The 18179-nt window shown below is 76.5% G+C and carries 15 protein-coding genes; 12 read left to right on the forward strand and 3 right to left on the reverse strand.

The features are described from left to right. Positions 1 to 83: 83 nt before the first annotated feature. Together AC2TDM_RS06900 and AC2TDM_RS06905 are read left to right on the forward strand one after the other, a co-directional pair. Positions 84 to 773: a Pr6Pr family membrane protein gene (locus AC2TDM_RS06900; protein ID WP_203708659.1), complete on the forward strand. Its 690-nt coding sequence runs from the start codon at positions 84 to 86 to the stop codon at positions 771 to 773. Positions 774 to 841: 68 nt separating this feature from the next. Beyond that, a complete protein-coding gene (locus AC2TDM_RS06905) occupies positions 842 to 3517 on the forward strand; it encodes a phosphoenolpyruvate carboxylase (protein ID WP_239078579.1) in 2676 nt (891 codons plus the stop codon). Positions 3518 to 3632: 115 nt separating this feature from the next. Here AC2TDM_RS06905 and AC2TDM_RS06910 read toward each other — a convergent pair whose 3' ends face one another. Beyond that, a complete protein-coding gene (locus AC2TDM_RS06910) occupies positions 3633 to 5168 on the reverse strand; it encodes a DEAD/DEAH box helicase (protein WP_090032897.1) in 1536 nt (511 codons plus the stop codon). A gap of 230 nt (positions 5169 to 5398) precedes the next feature. Between AC2TDM_RS06910 and AC2TDM_RS06915 the strand changes: the two genes are divergently transcribed. From AC2TDM_RS06915 to AC2TDM_RS06940, 6 genes are all read left to right on the forward strand, one after another. Continuing rightward, positions 5399 to 6061 carry a CYTH domain-containing protein gene (locus tag AC2TDM_RS06915; RefSeq protein ID WP_090032899.1) on the forward strand — a complete coding sequence of 221 codons (663 nt, stop codon included), beginning with the start codon at positions 5399 to 5401 and terminating at the stop codon, positions 6059 to 6061. 184 nt (positions 6062 to 6245) lie between these two features. After that, positions 6246 to 7109, forward strand: coding sequence for a VOC family protein (locus AC2TDM_RS06920; RefSeq protein ID WP_090032901.1), 864 nt, complete (start codon positions 6246 to 6248; stop codon positions 7107 to 7109). A gap of 54 nt (positions 7110 to 7163) precedes the next feature. After that, on the forward strand, positions 7164 to 8588 hold the full coding sequence (locus AC2TDM_RS06925) for a sensor histidine kinase (RefSeq protein WP_484636206.1): 1425 nt from the start codon (positions 7164 to 7166) through the stop codon (positions 8586 to 8588). Beyond that, positions 8585 to 9388 (forward strand): response regulator, encoded by an 804-nt coding sequence (locus AC2TDM_RS06930; RefSeq protein ID WP_090032902.1) that lies wholly within the window; start codon positions 8585 to 8587, stop codon positions 9386 to 9388. Before AC2TDM_RS06925 ends, AC2TDM_RS06930 begins: the two co-directional genes overlap by 4 nt. A gap of 161 nt (positions 9389 to 9549) precedes the next feature. Next, positions 9550 to 10524 (forward strand): ABC transporter ATP-binding protein, encoded by a 975-nt coding sequence (locus AC2TDM_RS06935; protein WP_090032903.1) that lies wholly within the window; start codon positions 9550 to 9552, stop codon positions 10522 to 10524. Next, positions 10521 to 11693 (forward strand): ABC transporter permease, encoded by a 1173-nt coding sequence (locus AC2TDM_RS06940; protein ID WP_090032905.1) that lies wholly within the window; start codon positions 10521 to 10523, stop codon positions 11691 to 11693. Before AC2TDM_RS06935 ends, AC2TDM_RS06940 begins: the two co-directional genes overlap by 4 nt. 122 nt (positions 11694 to 11815) lie before the next feature. On the opposite strand, the gene AC2TDM_RS06945 is transcribed toward AC2TDM_RS06940, so the two are convergent. After that, positions 11816 to 12937: a glutathione S-transferase family protein gene (locus tag AC2TDM_RS06945; protein WP_090032907.1), complete on the reverse strand. Its 1122-nt coding sequence runs from the start codon at positions 12935 to 12937 to the stop codon at positions 11816 to 11818. A 98-nt stretch (positions 12938 to 13035) separates the two neighbouring features. Between AC2TDM_RS06945 and AC2TDM_RS06950 the strand changes: the two genes are divergently transcribed. Further along, positions 13036 to 13812, forward strand: coding sequence for an LLM class F420-dependent oxidoreductase (locus tag AC2TDM_RS06950; protein WP_090032908.1), 777 nt, complete (start codon positions 13036 to 13038; stop codon positions 13810 to 13812). Beyond that, entirely contained in the window at positions 13782 to 15773 is a 1992-nt protein-coding gene (locus AC2TDM_RS06955) for a metallophosphoesterase (protein ID WP_239078577.1), read from the forward strand. The genes AC2TDM_RS06950 and AC2TDM_RS06955 overlap by 31 nt, the downstream gene beginning before the upstream one ends. 6 nt (positions 15774 to 15779) lie before the next feature. Here AC2TDM_RS06955 and AC2TDM_RS06960 read toward each other — a convergent pair whose 3' ends face one another. Then, positions 15780 to 16181, reverse strand: a complete 402-nt coding sequence (locus AC2TDM_RS06960; RefSeq protein ID WP_090032993.1) for a VOC family protein — start codon at positions 16179 to 16181, stop codon at positions 15780 to 15782. Positions 16182 to 16319: 138 nt separating this feature from the next. Between AC2TDM_RS06960 and AC2TDM_RS06965 the strand changes: the two genes are divergently transcribed. Together AC2TDM_RS06965 and AC2TDM_RS06970 are read left to right on the forward strand one after the other, a co-directional pair. Further along, the gene (locus tag AC2TDM_RS06965; protein ID WP_239078576.1) at positions 16320 to 17441 is read left to right on the forward strand and encodes a sigma-70 family RNA polymerase sigma factor; all 1122 of its coding nucleotides are present in this window, start codon (positions 16320 to 16322) and stop codon (positions 17439 to 17441) included. Next, on the forward strand, positions 17438 to 18151 hold the full coding sequence (locus tag AC2TDM_RS06970) for a metal-dependent transcriptional regulator (protein WP_090032909.1): 714 nt from the start codon (positions 17438 to 17440) through the stop codon (positions 18149 to 18151). Before AC2TDM_RS06965 ends, AC2TDM_RS06970 begins: the two co-directional genes overlap by 4 nt. Positions 18152 to 18179 lie beyond the last annotated feature (28 nt).

The following is an 18179-nucleotide window of genomic DNA, read 5'->3' on the forward strand; positions in this document are numbered from 1 at the left end:
CGGGTGGCCCCGGTGGAGGCCGAGGTCGCAGGGCGCGGGGCGCTAGCGTGTGCGCGACCTGTCGAGCACCCCGGGGGACCACCGTGAGGACCGCACGCGCCCTGCACCTCGTCGTCGCGCTGGTCGCGCTGACCGGGGTGGCGATCGAGCTCGTCACCGCCCTCGTCGAGGGCCCGGGCACGGCTCCCACGCACCCGGAGCGCGTGGTCCGCCTCTTCAGCTACTTCACGATCCTGTCCAACGTGCTCACCGGCCTCGTGCACACACGGCTCGCGGTGCGTCCCGACCACGACGGCCGGGTGTTCCGGGTGCTGCACCTGGACGCGCTGCTGTGCATCGCGGTGACCGGGATCGTGTACCACGCGGTCCTGGCGGGGCTGCGCGAGCTCACGCCGTCCGGCGCGCTGGCGGACCTCCTGCTGCACACCGTGGCGCCCGTGGGGGCGGTGCTGACGTGGGCCCTCGTCGGGCCGCGGCCCCGCACCTCCACCCGGACGGTCCCGCTGGCGGTCGTGCCGCCCCTGCTCTGGATCGGCTGGACGTTCCTGCACGGGACCTGGGACGGCTGGTACCCGTACCCGTTCCTCGACGTCGCCGAGCTCGGGCTCGGGCGCGCGCTGCTCAACACCGGGGCCGTGGCCGTCGTGTTCCTGCTGCTCGCGGGTGGCGTGCGCCTGCTCGAGCGCGTGCTGCCGGCCGCCCCGCGCGGCGGTCGCGGCCCGCACGACGCCCCCCGGCCCGTGGGGGCGTCGGCGGGTCCCCCGCGCATGTGACCGTCCTCTCGCGGCCAGGGGGCGGGACGGGCGCGTCCCGGTGGGCCGCGGTGGCTACGGTGACCCCCGTGTCTGCTACCACCCCCGACGAGGACGACCTCCGCGACCTGGCCCGGCACGAGGTGCCGGAGCCGCTGCGCAACGACGTCCGCGTGCTCGGCGAGCACCTGGGCCGCGTCCTGCGCGAGGCGGGCGGCGAGGAGCTGTACCGCGACGTCGAGCGCCTGCGGGAGCTGGCCATCCGCGCGCACGACGGGAGCGACCCCGAGGCCTTCGCCGAGGCCGAGCGGCTCGTCGCGGAGATGGACCTCGACCGTGCCGAGCAGGTGGCCCGCGCGTTCACGTGCTACTTCCACCTGGCCAACGTCGCCGAGGAGAACCACCGCATCCGGATCCTGCACGAGCGGGAGTCGGCGCTGCCGCCCCGCCAGCTGACGGCCGACGACTCCCTGCCGGCGGCGCTGCAGCAGCTCGAGGAGGAGGTCGGCGCCGAGGAGGCGCGCCGGCGGCTGCAGGAGCTGGAGTTCCGGCCCGTCCTCACGGCGCACCCCACGGAGGCCCGGCGTCCGGCGGTCGCGCGCGCCATCCGCCGCATCGCCGAGCTCGTCGCGGAGCGGGACCGCCTGCACATCGGCGGCACGTCGTTGGCGGAGAACGACCGCCGCCTCCTGTTCGAGATCGACATCCTCTGGCGCACCTCGCCGCTGCGCACGGACAAGCCCACCGTGCTCGACGAGGTCCAGACCGTGCTGGGCGTCTTCGAGAGCACCTTCGTCGACGTCTTCACCGCGGTGTACCGCCGGCTCGACGACTGGCTGCTGGGGGAGCGGGCCGGCGTGACGGCACCCGTCGTGCGCCCCTTCGGCCGCCTCGGCACGTGGATCGGCGGGGACCGCGACGGCAACCCCAACGTCACCGCGCGCATCACCCGCGAGGCGGCGACCCTGGCGTCCTCGGCCGTGCTCACCGCGCTCGAGGCGTCGGCGCGGCGCGTCGCCGAGCGCCTCACCCTCGAGGCGACCGGCACCCCGCCGTCGCCGGCGCTGGCCACCCTCTGGCGGCGCCAGCGGATGCTGTCCGAGGCGCTGGCCGACGCCACGGCCGGCGAGGCGCCGGGCGAGGTGCACCGCCGCGTGCTGCTCGTCGTCGCCGGACGCATCGCCGCGACCCGCAGCCGCGACGCGGACCTTGCCTACGCGAACCCGGCCGAGCTCGAGGCCGACCTCGCCGTGGTGCAGGCCTCCCTGCTCGAGGCGGGCGCGCCACGCGTGGCCTACGGCGCCCTGCAGAAGCTCATCTGGCAGGTGCAGACCTTCGGCTTCCACCTGGCCGAGCTCGAGGTCCGCCAGCACTCCCAGGTGCACGCCGCCGCGCTGGCCGACATCGCCGAGCACGGCGTCGACGGCCCGCTGGCCGAGCGGACCGTCGAGGTGCTGGACACCTTCCGGGCGCTGGGGGCGGTGCAGCGGCGCTTCGGCCAGGCCGCCGCGCGGCGCTACATCGTCTCCTTCACGCAGTCGGCCGAGCACCTCGCGGCGGTCCACGAGCTGGCGGCGCACGCCTTCACCGGCTCCGACGAGCTGCCGGTCGTCGACGCGATCCCGCTGTTCGAGACCTTCGCCGACCTCGAGGCGTCCGTGGACATCCTGGAGGCGTCGCTGGAGGTCCCGGCCGTGCGCCGGCGCCTGGCGGAGAACGGCGGCCGCATCGAGGTCATGCTCGGCTACTCCGACTCCTCCAAGGACGTCGGGCCGCTGGCGGCCACGCTGGCCCTCGACGACGCACAGGCGCGGATCGCGGCCTGGGCGCAGGGACACGGCCTCGTCCTGACCCTCTTCCACGGCCGCGGCGGCGCGCTCGGCCGCGGCGGCGGCCCCGCCAACCGCGCGGTGCTCGCGCAGCCCCCGGGCTCGGTCGACGGGCGGTTCAAGCTCACCGAGCAGGGCGAGGTGATCTTCGCCCGCTACGGCGACCCGACGATCGCGGCCCGCCACATCGAGCAGGTCGCGGCGGCGACGCTGCTCGCGGCCGCGCCGTCGGTCGAGCGGCAGAACGCCGAGGCCAAGGAGCGCTACGCGGACCTCGCCGCGCGCCTCGAGGGCACCTCGCGCCGCCGGTTCCACGAGCTCGTGCGCGCCGACGGCTTCCCGCAGTGGTTCGCGGAGGTGACGCCGCTGGAGGAGCTCGGGCTGCTGCCCATCGGGTCGCGCCCGGCCCGCCGCGGGCTGTCGGTGTCCTCCCTGGACGACCTGCGCGCCATCCCCTGGGTGTTCTCCTGGTCCCAGGCGCGCATCAACCTCGCCGGCTGGTACGGCCTGGGCAGCGCGCTGGCCGAGGTGGGCGACGAGGACCTCCTGCGTGAGGCGTACGCCACCTGGCCGCTGCTGGCGACGTTCGTCGACAACGTCGAGATGTCGCTCGCCAAGACCGACGAGCGCATCGCGGAGGCCTACCTGGCCCTCGGCGACCGGGACGACCTCGCCGCGCTCGTCCTCGGCGAGCTGCGGCTCACGCGCGAGTGGGTCAACCGGGTCACGGGCAGCACGAGCCTGCTGTCGCGGCGCCGCATCCTCGGGCGCGCCGTGGCCCTGCGCTCGCCGTACGTCGACGCGCTCTCGCTGCTGCAGCTGCGCGCGCTGCGGGCGCTGCGGACGGGGGACGCGCCCGAGAGCACGGACGACCTGCGCCGGCTGCTGCTGCTCACGGTCAACGGCGTGTCCGCGGGCCTGCAGAACACGGGCTGACCGTCGCCGGCGCCCGCCGCCGGCCTGACGACGACGGCCCCCGTCACCTCCCGAGGGAGGCGACGGGGGCCGTCCGTCGTGCTGGGGGCGTCGACGCCGTGCCGGCGCGCCAGGGTCAGGCCTGGGCGGAGGACCCGCGGCCGCGACCGCCGCGCCGCCGGCGACGACCGGTCCCGTCGGCCGCACCGGCCGTCCCGCCGCCGGCGGCACCCGTGCCGGGGCCGCCCCCGGTGCGCGCGCCGCCGCCGGCGGCCGCCCGGCCGCCGGACGTGGCCGGCACGGGGAAGTGGTTGAGGGCCGTGCGGCGCCGCGCGCCGCCGCCGGCCGCCGCACCCGTGGCGCCGGAGCCGCCGCGGGCGGCCCGGCCGGTGGGGGCACCGGCGGACGCGGTCGTCGTCGTCGTGCCGCCCGCGGCCCGGGCGGCCCGCGGGGCGCGTGCGCGCTGGACCGGCGCCGGGGCGGCCGGCGCGGGCTCGACGTAGGGCGCCGCCTCGCCCGCGAGGGCCTCGACGACCGCGTCGCCCGGGCGCACGCTCTGCGGGCGGGCCGTGATCTTCGCGGCGCGGGTCAGGACCCGCACGTCCGAGCGCTCCTCCGGCAGCACGAGCGTGACGACGTCGCCGCCGGCACCGGCGCGGGCCGTGCGGCCCGAGCGGTGCAGGTAGGCCTTGTGCTCGGCCGGCGGGTCGACGTGCACGACGAGCTCGACCTCGTCGACGTGGATGCCGCGTGCGGCGATGTCGGTGGCGACGAGCACCTTGACCGCGCCGGTGGAGAACGCCTCGAGGTTGCGCTCGCGGGCACCCTGGCCCAGGTTGCCGTGCAGGTCCACCGCGGGGATGCCCGAGGCCGTGAGCTGCTTGGCCAGCTTCTTCGCGCCGTGCTTGGTCCGCGTGAACAGGACCCGTCGGCCGGTGCCGCCGGCGAGGCGGTGGACGACCTGGCGCTTGGCCTCCGGGTCCGCCAGCTCGAGCACGTGGTGGGTCATCGCGACGACGGGCGAGGAGGCCGTGTCGACGCTGTGCTCGACCGGGTTGCGCAGGTAGCGCTTGACGATGATGTCCACGCCGTTGTCGAGCGTGGCCGAGAACAGCAGGCGCTGGGTGCCCGCGGGGGTGCGGTCGAGGATGCGCTTGACGCCTGGCAGGAAGCCGAGGTCGGCCATGTGGTCGGCCTCGTCGAGCACGGTGACCTCGATGCCGTCGAGCGTCAGCAGGCGCTGGCCCAGCAGGTCCTCGAGGCGGCCGGGGCAGGCGACGACGACGTCGACGCCGGCATCCAGCGCGACGACCTGCCGGTGCTGGGACACGCCGCCGTAGATCGTCGTGGTGCGCAGGCCGTACGCCTGCGCCAGCGGCGCGAGCGTGGCCTCGATCTGGTTGGCGAGCTCGCGCGTCGGGCACAGCACGAGGGCGCGCGGCCGCCGGGCCCGGCGGGCCGGCTGCGGCGACGCGCCGGCGAGCCGGGCGACGAGGGGGAGCGCGAACGCGATGGTCTTGCCCGAGCCCGTCCGCCCGCGGCCGAGCACGTCCCGGCCCGCGAGGGAGTCCGGGAGCGTGGCGGTCTGGATGGGGAACGGGGTCTCGATGCCGCTGTCCGCGAGCGAGCGGACGAGGGGTGCGGGCACGCCGAGGTCGGCGAAGGAGGTCATGGGAACCTTCCGGGTCGTGGGCCGTGGGTCGCCGCCAGAGCACCGACCTGCGGCGCCCGGGAGGGGCGCGGGCAGGGGCCGGGGGATCTCCACGACGCGGGGCGCGCGGAGTCGCGCAGCCCATGTCGTCCCATGATCGCACACGAGTCCTGTCCTGCCCAGGGGCGCGGCGCCGACGCCACGCCCGGCGCGTCCCGGGGTGCGCGGCCCGTGCGTCCTACGCTCGGGGCGTGAGCGACGGCGGGAACGGCGACTTCGAGTTCGAGCGCCGGTTCTTCGTCCGCGAGCTGCCCCTCGACCTGCTCGACGGGTCGCCGGCGCTCGTCGTGCAGAGCTACCTGCTGGCGGACGAGGGGTGGGCCGTCCGCGTGCGCGTCCAGGTGCCGGCCGTGGACGTCGGCGCGCTGGGCGGGGGCCCCGGCGGCCCCACGGACGTGGACCCGCGGACGCTGCTGGAGCGGTGGGCCGGGGCCGTCGACTTCGCCGCGGTGACCGTCAAGGGGCCCATGGTGGAGGGCACCCGCTACGAGGCCGAGCGGGAGCTCGACCCGCTCGTGGGCGTCGAGCTCGTCCGGCGCGGTGGCGCGGTGGTGGGCAAGTGGCGGCACGCGGCCTGGCTGGGTGACGACGGCTGGGTCGTCGACGTCTTCGTCGGGGCGGACGCCCCGCTCGTCGTCGCCGAGGTGGAGCGCGGCGGGCCCGTCACGGACCTCACCGTGCCCGCCTTCTGCACGACGGAGGTGACCACGGACGGACGGTTCGCCAACGACGCCCTCGCGCACCAGCCGTACGGCGGCTGGGCGGGCCGCTTCGAGGCGGAGCTCGCCGCGCGCGGACCCGTGTTCCTCGAGGGGCTGGGGCACAACCACCTCGACGGGGGCGCGCGGGGCTGAGGCGGGAACACCCGGGGCGGCGACTTGGTTGACGCGACAAACAACCGCGCGTCACCCGGAGGCCCTCGTGAGCAGCACCAGCAGCACCGGTACCACCAGCAGCATCCCCCCGGCGTCGGCGTCGGCGCCGGCGTCGGCGTCGGAGCCGGCACGGCGTCGCGACGCCATCGCCGCGGGGACGGGGATGGACGCGGTGACGCTCCTCGTCGGGGACCTCGACCGGCAGCTCTGGTACTACCGCGACGTCCTCGGGCTGGAGGTGCTGTCCGGCACCCCTGGTGCGGGGTCGGCGACCGGGCGCGTGGCCGGCGACGACCGGCCGGACGTCGTCGTCCTCGGCCGGCGCGCGGTGCCGCTGGTCGTGCTGCGGCACGCGCCCGGGTTGCCGCCGGTGCCCCGGCACGGCGCCGGGCTCTTCCACACGGCCCTGCTGTTCGACGACCGTGCCGGGCTCGCCGCCGCGCTGGCCTCCGTCGCGCGGCTGGCCCCGCAGACCTACGTCGGGGCGGCGGACCACCTCGTCTCGCTGGCCTTCTACCTGACGGACCCCGAGGGCAACGGCGTCGAGCTGTACTGGGACCGCGGGCGCGAGCAGTGGCGGCGCACGCCCGACGGCGGCGTCGTCATGGACTCGCTGCGCCTGGACCCGAGCGCCTTCCTCGACGAGCACCTCGACGAGGCCGCCCCGACGTCGGGGGCCGTCGTCGGGCACGTGCACCTGCAGGTCGGCGACGTGCCGAGCGCGCGCCGCTTCTACGTGGACGCCCTCGGCTTCGACGTGACCGCGCAGTGGCACGGCGCCCTCTTCGTCTCGGCCGGCGGGTACCACCACCACCTGGCGATGAACACCTGGAACAGCGCCGGGGCCGGCCCGCGCGCGTCGACCCTCGGCCTCGGGGAGGTCCGCATCGTCGTGCCGGCGGCGGACGACCTCGGCGCCCTCGCCGACCGCGTCGCCCACGCCGGCGTCGTCGCCACGCCGGACGGCCCGAGCCTGCGGTTCGAGGACCCGTGGCGCAACGTCGTGCGGGTGAGCGCCGCGGCCTGAGCCCACCGGTGCCGTCGTGCCGCCGGTGGCCGGCGCGCCGGTAGCGTGCGGGGCGTGACCGACGCGCCCGACCCCGCGGACCCGGACGCCCCCGGCTGGTCGCGGCCCCGCCCCTCCGGGGGCGAGCTGCGCGCCGACGCCGCGCTGGCCGGCGTCCTGCTGGTCGCCGCGGTCCTCACGATGGTCCTGTACCGGTCGGCGGGGTTCTACCCGGAACCGGCGTCGGGCGCCGTGTCCGTGGCGGCGCTCGTCGGGGTGACGCTGCCGCTGGCCGTGCGGCGCCGGTGGCCCTCGGCGGTGGCGGCGGTCGTGGCCGCCGCGTTCCTCGTCGGGGGGCTGCTGCACGTCCCCGAGCAGGTCATCAGCAACATCGCGCTGTTCATGGCGCTGTACACCGTCGGCGCGTGGGAGCCGTCGCGGGCGCGGGCGTCCTGGACCCGCGGCCTGGTGGTGCTGGGGATGTTCGTCTGGCTCGTCGTCGCGCTGTACTCGGCGTCCGCCGACGCGGCGGACGAGGACGCCCCACCGGGTGCGTCCGGGCCGTTCTCGCCCTTCGTCGCGCTCTCGCTGGTCCAGCTCGTCACGAACGCGCTGTTCTTCGCCGGGGCCTGGTGGTTCGGGGACCACGCCTGGCGGTCCGCGCGGGAGCGGGCCCGCACGGCGCTGCGCACGCGGCTGCTGCAGGCCGAGCGCGTGCGGGCCGAGGCGCAGGCGGTGACCATCGAGCGCCTGCGGCTGGCCCGGGAGCTGCACGACGCGGTCGCCCACCACGTCTCCCTCATGGGCGTGGGCGCAGCGGCGGCGCGGACCCTGCTGCCCGTCGACCCGCCGCGCGCCGCCGAGGCCCTCGAGGGCGTGGAGGGCGCCGCGCGCGAGGCGCTCAGCGAGCTGCACGGGCTCGTGCGGACGTTGCGCCAGGACGAGGGTGCGCCGGACGCGACGCCGCACGCCGCCGGCGGCGGCCCGTCGGACGGCTCGTCGGACGGCGCGTCGTCCCCCGACGGCGGCTCCGGCCGGCGCGAGGCGCTCGGCTCCCTCGGCGTCGACCGGCTGCCGGCCCTCGTCGCCGAGACGACGGCGGGGGGCGTGGAGGCGACCCTCGCGGTCGTCGGGCAGCCGCGGCCGCTGCCGCCGACCGTCTCGCTGAACCTGTACCGGATCGCGCAGGAGGCGCTGACGAACGTGCGCAAGCACGCGGGGCCCGGCGCGCACGCCGACGTGCGGCTGCGCTGGCTCGACGACGCGGTGGAGCTCGAGGTGTCCGACGACGGGCGGGGCCCGCGGCGCGGCCGGGAGGCGGCGTGGTCGTCGCCGGGGTGGGGCGCCGGCGGGCTCGGGCTCGTCGGCATGCGCGAGCGGGTCGCGGCGGACGGAGGCGAGCTGCACGTGGGACCGCGCCGCGGCGGCGGCTTCCTCGTGCGCGCGTCGGTGCCGCGTCGTCGCGTCGAGGTCGGGGCGTCCGTCGGCGGTGGGGCGTGAGCGCACCGGGCACGACCGCGCCGGGCACGACCGCGCGGGGCACCACCGCGCCGGTGCGCGTCGTCCTCGTCGACGACCAGGCGCTGCTGCGCGCGGGCATCGCCGTCATCCTCGGGACGGAGCCCGGGATCGAGGTGGTCGGCGAGGCCTCGACGGGCGCGGAGGCGCTCGACGTCGTGCGCGCGACGCGTCCCGACGTCGTGTGCATGGACGTGCAGATGCCGGACATGGACGGTCTCGAGGCCACCCGCCGGCTGCTCGCCGACCCCGAGGTGCACGCTCACGTCCTGGTCCTGACGACCTTCGCGCGCGAGGACTACCTGGTCGAGGCGCTCGCGGCCGGGGCCAGCGGGTTCCTGCTGAAGAACTCGCGGCCCGAGCAGCTCGTCGCGGGTGTGCGGGCCGTCGCCGCCGGCGACGCGCTGCTGGCCCCCGAGCTCACGCGCGCCGTCATCGCGCGCGCCGTCGCGGCGGGGGCGCTCGCGTCGCGGTCGGCTCCGGCACCGGTCCCACCACCCGCTCCTGCACCTGTCCCCCCACCGGCCCCCTCACCGGCCCCCGCGCCGGCCCCCGCGCCGGCACCGGTACCGACCGGTCGGCTCGCCACGCTCACCGAGCGGGAGCTCGAGGTCCTCGGCCTCGTCGCGCGCGGCATGTCGAACGACGAGATCGCGGCGGCCCTGGTCCTCGGCCGGGCCACCGTGAAGACGCACGTGTCCAACGTCCTCATGAAGCTCGGCGTCCGCGACCGGGTCCAGGCCGTCGTGCTCGCGCACGAGCAGGGGCTCGTCGGGCGCTGAGACCCGTCCCGCCTCCGCCACGGGACGGAGGGCCCCGTCCGGCGACGACCGCGCGAGGGCTCGCCGGGCCGTCAGGATCCGTCCGCGGCCGGAGGACGCGCCGCCCCCGGCGGACCTAGCGTCGGGGCGAGGCGAGAGCCCGACGACGAGAGGGGTGCACCGTGCTGGTGCTGGAGGGGATCGAGCGCAGCTTCGGCGGGCGCCGCGTCCTGCAGGACGTGGGCTTCACCGTGCAGCGCGGCCGGCTGACGGGCTTCGTCGGCGGCAACGGGGCCGGCAAGACGACGACGATGCGGATCGTCCTGGGGGTGCTGGCCGCCGACGCCGGCACCGTGACGCTCGACGGCACGCCGCTCGACGCGGGCCGGCGCCGCCGGTTCGGGTACATGCCCGAGGAGCGCGGCCTGTACCCGAAGATGAAGGTCGCGGAGCAGCTCACCTACCTCGCGCGGCTGCACGGCTGGGACGCCGAGGCCGCGGCGCGCCGGGCCGGGGACCTGCTCGAGCGGCTCGGGCTCGCGGAGCGCGCCGGCGACCCCGTCGAGACGCTGTCGCTGGGCAACCAGCAGCGCGCCCAGATCGCGGCCGCGCTCGTGCACGGGCCGGAGGTGCTCGTGCTCGACGAGCCGTTCTCCGGTCTCGACCCGCTCGCGGTCGACGTGGTCCTCGGCGTGCTGAGCGACACGGCGGCGTCCGGGGTGCCGGTGCTGTTCTCGTCCCACCAGCTCGACCTCGTCGAGCGCCTGTGCGACGACATGGTCATCATCGCCGGCGGCCGCATCCGCGCCGCCGGTGCCCGCGAGGAGCTGCGGGAGCGCTACGGCACGCGCCGGCACGAGCTCGTCGCGGCCGGGGACGTCGGCTGGCTGCGCCAGGTGCCCGGCGTGCGCGTCGAGTCCTTCTCCGGCGGGTCCGCGCTCTTCGAGGCCGACGAGGCCACCGCGCAGGAGGTGCTGCGCACGGCGCTGGCGCGTGGTCCGGTCACCACCTTCGCCCCCGTGGTGCCCACCCTGGGGGAGATCTTCCGCGAGGTCGTCGCCGGCCCGCAGGACGCCGGGTCCGACCTCGGGACCGGTCCCGCGCCCGACGGCACCGCCGCTCCCGTCCGCCCGTCCCTGCAGGAGGTGTCCCGATGAGCACGGACGTCCGCCCCACCCCCGCCCACGGCGGTCCCGGCCGCACCGCGCCCGAGGTCCCGCCGCCCCCGCGCACCGGGCCGCTGGTGGCCCTCGTCGCCGGGCGGGAGGTCCTGGCTCAGGTCCGGACGCGGTCCTTCCAGGTCTCGACCGTCATCCTGCTGCTCGTCGTGCTGGCGGGCGTCGTGCTGCCGTCGCTGCTCGGCGGCCGGTTCGGCGGGGACACGCGCGTGGCGGTCGTCGCCGGTGCCGGCGCGGCCCTCGAGGGGCGCGAGGGCTTCGAGACCGTGCCGGCCGACGACGCCGACGAGGCCCGGCAGCTCGTGCGCGACGAGGGCGTCGACGCAGCCGTCCTGCCCGCGCCGGCGGCCTCGTCGGGGGAGGGGACGGGCGCCGACGTGCTCGTCGTCGCCCGCACCGAGGCGCCGACCGCGCTGGTCGAGGCGCTGTCGGTGACGCCGGAGGTGGAGCTCACGGACCCCGACGCCACGCCGGAGGCGCTGCGCTTCCTCGTGCCGTTCGCGTTCGGCCTCGTGTTCTTCATGGCCGCGCTCGGCTCGGGCACGATGATCGCCCAGAACACCGTGCAGGAGAAGCAGACGCGGGTCGTCGAGATCCTCCTGGCGGCGGTGCCGGCGCGGGTGCTCATGGCCGGCAAGATCCTCGGCAACGCCGCGCTGGCCATCGGGCAGGTGGCGGCGATCGCCGCCGTGGCCGTCGTCGGGCTCGTCGTCACGGGGCAGGACGACCTGCTCACCCTCGTCGGCGCGCCGGTGGCCTGGTTCGTGGGCTTCTTCGTCCTGGGGTTCGCGCTGCTCGCGGCGATCTACGCCGCGTCCGCCTCGCTCGTGTCCCGGCTCGAGGACGTGGGCTCGGTGCTGCAGCCGGTGACGTGGCTGGTCATGCTCCCGTACTTCGGCGTCGTGTTCTTCTCCTCGAACGCCACGGTCATGACGGTGCTGTCCTACATCCCCTTCAGCGCGCCGGTCGCGATGCCGGTGCGGCTGTTCTTCGGCGACGCCGCCTGGTGGGAGCCCCTGCTGGCCCTCGTGCTGCTCGCGGCCTCGACGGTGGTCGTCGTGCTCGTCGCCGCGCGGATCTACACGCGGTCCCTGCTGCGGACGGGGACGCGGGTGCGGCTGCGCTCGGCGCTGCGCGAGCGGGACTGACGCCCCCTCCCTGGATCGCGCGGGGGGCCGCGGCGGCGGTCGGCCGGGCCGGCCGCCGCCGCGTGCGTCGCGAGAGGTCGTCGCGTCGGGTCGTCGCGTCAGGTCGTCGCGTCAGGTCGTCGTCAGGCGGCCTCGGCGCCGTGCCCCGCCGGCACCCGCTCGCCGTCGCGGACGGGACCGGGGGGCGTGCCGTCGCCGAAGGGACGGCCGCCCAGGGCCTGCCGGCCGTGCGGCGTCAGCCACCCGGACAGGTCCGGCCCGGCGGGCACGATCCCCGAGGGGTTCACGTCCCGGTGGACGACGTAGTAGTGCCGCTTGATGTCGTGGAAGTCGACCGTGTCGCCGAAGCCGGGGGTCTGGAACAGGTCGCGCGCGTAGGCCCACAGGACCGGCAGCTCCGTCAGCTTCGAGCGGTTGCACTTGAAGTGCCCGTGGTAGACGGGGTCGAAGCGCACGAGCGTGGTGAACAGGCGCACGTCCGCCTCGGTGATCGTGTCGCCGACGAGGTAGCGCCGCGTGGACAGGTGCTCGGACAGCGTGTCCAGCCGCGCGAAGAGCTGCGCGTACGCCTTCTCGTACGACTCCTGGTCGCCCGCGAAGCCCGCGCGGTACACGCCGTTGTTGACGTCCCGGTAGACGTGCTCGGCCAGCTCGTCGATCTCGGCCCGCAGGTGCTCGGGGTACAGGGCCGGCGCGCCGGGCCGGTGGAAGGCGGTCCACTCCGTCGACAGGTCCAACGTGATCCGCGCGAAGTCGTTCGTCACGACCTGGCCGGACGGCACGTCGACGATGGCCGGCACCGTGATGCCCCGCGGGTACTCCGGGTCGCGCGCGAGGTAGGCGTCGCGGATGCGCGGGATGCGCAGCACCGGGTCGAGCCCGTCGGGGTCGAGGTCGAAGGTCCAGGACCGCTCGTCGTGCGTGGGCCCGCACACGCCCATGGAGAGGGCGTCCTCCAGGCCCAGCAGCCGCCGGACGATGATGGCCCGGTTGGCCCAGGGGCAGGCGCGCGCGACGACGAGCCGGTAGCGCCCGGCCTCCACGGGCCAGCCCTCGGCGCCGTCCGCGGTGATCCGTGTCGTGAGGTAGCGGGTGTCCCGGCGGAACTCCTGGCCGGGGGTGGAGTAGACGCCCGGGGTGCTGTGGGCGTCGGTCGTGCTGCCGGGCGTGCTGCCGGTCGTGCTGCCGCTCGTGCTGCCGGTCGTGCTGCCGGTCGGGGTCGTGGTCGGGGTGCCCGTGGTCATGCCCCGATCCTCGCCGCGCCGCGGCGGGCCCGCACGCCCCGTCGGCCCGTCGCCCCTTCCGGGTGACGGGTGTCGGTGCCCGCTCGTAGGGTGCGGGCATGGCCTTCCCCGTGCGCATCGGTGTCCAGCTCCATCCGCAGCACGCCGAGTACGGCCAGATCCGCGACGCGGTGCTCCGCGCGGAGGACCTGGGCGTGGACGTGATCTTCAACTGGGACCACTTCTACCCGCTCTACGGGGACCCCGACGGCAAGCACTTCGAGTGCTGGACCATGCTGGGCGCCTGGGCGGAGCAGACCGAGCGCGTGGAGATCGGCGCCCTCGTGACCTGCAACTCCTACCGCAACCCCGACCTGCTGGCCGACATGGCGCGCACGGTGGACCACGTGAGCGGCGGCCGTCTCATCCTCGGCATCGGCGCCGGCTGGTTCGAGAAGGACTACGACAGGTTCGGCTACGAGTTCGGGACGGCCGGGTCGCGCATCGCCGACCTGGCGGCCGCGATGCCGCGGATCACCGCGCGGCTCGCCGCCGGCAACCCGGCCCCCACGCGGCACATCCCCGTCATGATCGGCGGCGGCGGGGAGCGCAAGACGCTGCGTGTCGTGGCCGAGCACGCGGACATCTGGCACGGCTTCGGGGACGCGGAGACGGTGGCGCGCAAGAGCGCGATCCTCGACGAGCACGGCTCGGCCGTCGGGCGGGAGACGTCGACGCTCGTGGAGCGCTCGGCCGGCGTGCAGGAGCCGCCGTCGGAGTCGGGGGACGCGCTGCTGGCCGCGGGCGTCACGCTCTTCACCGTCGGGACGGGCGGTCCGGACTACGACCTGTCGCTGGTGGAGCAGTGGGTCCGCTGGCGGGACGAGCGCCGCTGACCCCCACCCCGCGGCGGCCGTTCCTGCGCCTCGGTCCCGCCGACGCCGCCTGGAACCAGCCGCTGCGCCTGCGCCGGCCGGACCGGCGCACGCTGCTGCGCCGCTCCGCGCTCGTCGTGGTCGCGGTCCTGGCCGCCCTGCTCGTCGGCGTGACCACCGCGCGGACCGAGGCGGGCTTCGGCCCGCACGCCGCGCGGTACGCCGTGACGCTCGACGGCACGGCGACGCTCGACCTCGGGCCGCTGGGCACGGTGCAGCTCGACTCGCCGGTGCCCGTGCTCGGGCTGCGCGTCACCGTGCGGGAGATCCCCGCGGAGCTGTCCGAGGTCGACCCCGCGACGACCCTCGCCTCGCTCAGCGAGGACGCGCAGAGCTACGTGCAGTTCTTCACCGCCCCGGGGGCGGCGGTCGAGGACGTGGTGCGCGGGCTCGTGCAGGACGCGGTGCAGCGGGCCACGGTGGTGCTGCTGCTGGGCGCGCTCGCGATGGCCGGGGTGCGCGTCCTGCTCGGGGCGGCGCGCCGGCGCGAGCTGGCGGTGCTCGTGCGCCGGCGGCGGCACGCCCTCGTCGGCGCCGGGCTCGTCACGGTGCTCGTGCTGGCGCTGGTGCCGGCCAGCACCCGGGCGGGGGCGGCGCGTCCCGCCGGCCGTGCCGTGTCGGCGTCCGTCTTCGCCGGCACGCCGCTGGAGGGCGCACGCGTCACCGGTCGTCTGGGCGGCGTCGTGGACACGCTGGGACGCGTCGTCGTCGGCGCCATCCGGGACAACCAGGAGTTCTACGCCCGTGCCGACGACGCGCTCGTCGCCGCCTGGGAGGAGCGGCCCGACCCGGAGGGCGACGCGACGCTCCCGTCGACCGAGGGGGGCCAGGACGACGAGGGCCAGGACGACGAGGGCCAGGACGACGAGGGCCAGGTCGGCGAGGCACCGGCCGGCGAGGGTCCGGTCGGCGAGGGTCCGGTGGGCGAGGCGCCGGCCGACGAGGGTCCGGTCGCCGAGGGTCCGGTGGGCGAGGCACCGACCGACGAGGCGCCGGCGGACGAGGGTCAGGTCGGTGGGGGGGAGGCCGACGAGGGCGGGCTCTCCGGCGGGGTGGGCGACCTCGCGCCCCCGGGCGTCCCCGGGGCGAGCGGCAGCCCGAGGAGCAGCCCGAGCGCGACGGCTGAGCAGGCGGAGGAGCCGGTCACGGTCGTCGTGGTCTCGGACCTGCACTGCAACGTCGGGATGGCCCCCCTCATCACGACGCTCGTGCGGCTGGCCGGGGCCGACCTCGTGGTCGACGCCGGCGACACCACCGTCGACGGCACGGCGGTCGAGGACTACTGCGTGCGCACCTTCGCGCGGGCCGTCCCCGACGCCGTCCCCGTGGTGACGTCGCCGGGGAACCACGACTCGGTCACGACGAGCGCGACGTACGCCCGCGCGGGGGCGACGGTGCTCGACGGGGGCGTCGTCGAGGTGGCGGGCCTGCGGATCCTCGGCGACCACGACCCGGCCGAGACGCGGGTGGGCGCCGGCGGCACGCGCAGCCGGGAGCCGGCCGTCGAGGTGGCGGCCCGGCTGGCGGAGGCCGCGTGCGCCGACGAGGCGGGGGTCGACCTGCTCCTCGTGCACACGCCCGACGTCGGGACCGACGTGCTCGACGAGGGCTGCGCGCCGGCCCAGATCAGCGGGCACCTGCACCAGCGGGTCGGGCCCGAGGTCGTCGGGCAGGGCGTGCGCTACGTGTCCTCGTCGACCGCCGGCGCGACGCTCGGCCAGCCGACGATCGGGCCGTTGCGGGGCACCGCCGAGCTGACCGTGCTGCGGTGGGACCCGGTGACGCGGCTGTTCGTCGACCTGCGCGTCGTCTCCGTCGGCACGGATGCGGGCGCCTCGGTGTCGGAGCGCCTGCCCTGGCCGGCGCTCCCGCCGGTGGACACCGTGCCGGGCGGTGGGGGCGCACCGCCGGAGCCCGCGTAGGGACGGTCACATGCCCCAGCCGCCCTCGGGCACGGCCATGTGCATGATCTCCCAGACGTGCCCGTCCGGGTCCGCCACGGCGCGGCCGTACATCTCGCCGGCGTCCATGGGTGCCCGGTACTCCTTGCCGCCGTGCGTGATGGCGGCGTCCACGAAGGCGTCGACCTCCTCGCGCGAGCCGGCCGACAGGCAGTTGAGCACCTGCGTGACCTGACGCGCGTCGGCGATCGGGCCGGTGACGAAGTCGGCGAACCGCTCGTGGTCGAGCAGCATGACGACGATGGTGTCCGAGACGATCACCGACAGGCAGTGCTCGTCGGAGAACACCTCGTTGATGCCGAACCCGAGCCCCGTGTAGAAGGTGCGGGAGGTCGCGATGTCGGCGACGGGCAGGTTGACGAAGATCATGCGCTGCACGGGGTGCCTCGTTCCGGTCGGTCGTGCGCTGCTGCTGGCACCCGGCTGGACCGGTGACCGCGGACTCATCGGGCCGCCGGTCGTCGCGACCCCTGTTCCGTGTCGGAGGGCGTTGCTAGGTTCGGCGACGTGACCCTCACCACGCCCCCCGGCACCGTCACCGCCACCGTGAAGACGACCGCGCCGGCCCTGCCGGACCCCCCGACGGAGGACGCGTTCCGCGCCGCCACCGACCCGATGCGCCGGGAGATCCTGGCGCACTGCTACCGCATGACCGGGTCGGTGCACGACGCGGAGGACCTGCTGCAGGAGACCTACCTGCGCGCCTGGCGCGCGCTGCACGGCTTCGAGCAGCGGTCCTCGCTGCGTACCTGGATGTTCCGCATCGCGACCAACGCCTGCCTCACCCACCTCGAGGGTCGCGCCCGCCGCCCGTTGCCCACCGGCATCGGCGCCCCGGCGGACCCCGCGCACCAGCCGCTCGTCGACGAGGCGGTGCCCTGGCTCGAGCCGATGCCCGACCGCCTCGTGCTCGTCGAGACGCCCGTCGACCCCGCGGAGCAGGCGGTCGAGCGGGACAGCATCCGCCTCGCCTTCGTGGCCGCCCTGCAGCACCTCACCGCCCAGCAGCGCGCGGTCCTGCTCCTGCGCGAGGTGCTGGCGTGGAGCGCGGCCGAGGTGGCGGAGGCGCTCGGGCTGACGGTCGCGGGCGTGAACTCCACGCTCCAGCGCGCCCGCGCCCAGGTCGCGCGCCTCGACGCGGACGCGCCACCCGCGCCGCTGGACGAGCGGGGGCAGGCGCTCGTCGAGCGCTACGTCGAGGCGTTCGAGCGCTACGACGTGGCCGGCATCGTCGAGCTGCTCGCGGCGGACGTCGTCTGGGAGATGCCTCCCTACCCCGCCTGGTACCGCGGCGCCGAGCAGGTCGGCCGGCTCATCTCCACGTGGTGCCCGGCCACCGGCCCGGACAGCCAGCGTCTCGTGCGGACCTCGGCCAACGGCCTGCCCGCGCTCGCGCTCTACATGCAGGACGAGGACGGGGTGCACCGCGCCTTCCACGTCCAGCAGCTGACGCTGGGGCCGGACGGGGTGCGGCACGTCGTCGCCTTCTTCGGCGGTGCGGAGCTGTTCGCCCGGTTCGGGCTGCCGTCGGTCCTCCCGACGACGGCGGGACCGACCCGCACGGGAGCGGGCACGGCGGCGAGCGCCGGGTCGGGCGCGGGCGCGGGGGCCGGCACGGCGGCCGGGTGAGCACCCCGCCCGTCCTGACGGCCGTCGCCGAGGACTACCTCAAGGTCGTCTGGTCGGCCCAGGAGTGGTCGCAGCAGCAGGTGACGACGACCATGCTCGCGCGGCGCCTCGGGGTCGCGCCGTCGACCGTGTCGGAGACGGTCCGGCGGCTGGCGGACGCCGGCCTGCTCGAGCACGCGCCCTACGGCGCCGTCGGGCTGACGGCGGAGGGTCGGCGGCACGCCGTCGCGGTCGTCCGCCGCCACCGGCTCATCGAGACCTTCCTCGTCCAGGTGCTCGGCTACGGGTGGGACGAGGTGCACGACGAGGCCGAGGTGCTCGAGCACGCGGTCTCGGCGCGTTTCGTCGAGGCGCTGGCGGAGCACCTGGGCCACCCGCGGCGCGACCCGCACGGCGACCCCATCCCGGACGCGGACGGGACGGAGCACCTGCCCGTCGCCGTGACCGCCGACGTGGCGGCGCCGGGGGAGGGCCAGGTCGTGCGCATCTCCGACGCGGACCCGGCGCTGCTGCGCTACCTCGAGGGCGTGGGCGTCGTGCTGGACGCCCGGGTCCGCGTGCTCGACCGGCCGGCGGCGGCCGGCGTCGTGGGACTCGCGGTGCTGGGGCCGGACGGCCCGGGCCGGGAGGTGGACCTCGGCCCGGCGGCCGCGGCGGCGATCTGGCTGGCAGCCCCCGGGGAGGGCTCGCCGCCCGAGCCGCTGCCCTAGGCTGGGCGCGTCCCCGCGGGTTGTCGAC

Source organism: Cellulomonas sp. plas2, assembly GCF_057221735.1.

Bases quoted from the DNA above. Each gene is read 5' to 3' on its own strand.
- AC2TDM_RS06910 (WP_090032897.1), bottom strand. From the start codon at position 5,168: ATGACCTCCTTCGCCGACCTCGGCGTGCCCGCACCCCTCGTCCGCTCG.
- AC2TDM_RS06920 (WP_090032901.1), top strand. From the start codon at position 6,246: ATGGACGCGGTGACGCTCCTCGTCGGGGACCTCGACCGGCAGCTCTGG.
- AC2TDM_RS06940 (WP_090032905.1), top strand. From the start codon at position 10,521: ATGAGCACGGACGTCCGCCCCACCCCCGCCCACGGCGGTCCCGGCCGC.
- AC2TDM_RS06945 (WP_090032907.1), bottom strand. From the start codon at position 12,937: ATGACCACGGGCACCCCGACCACGACCCCGACCGGCAGCACGACCGGC.
- AC2TDM_RS06950 (WP_090032908.1), top strand. From the start codon at position 13,036: ATGGCCTTCCCCGTGCGCATCGGTGTCCAGCTCCATCCGCAGCACGCC.
- AC2TDM_RS06960 (WP_090032993.1), bottom strand. From the start codon at position 16,181: ATGATCTTCGTCAACCTGCCCGTCGCCGACATCGCGACCTCCCGCACC.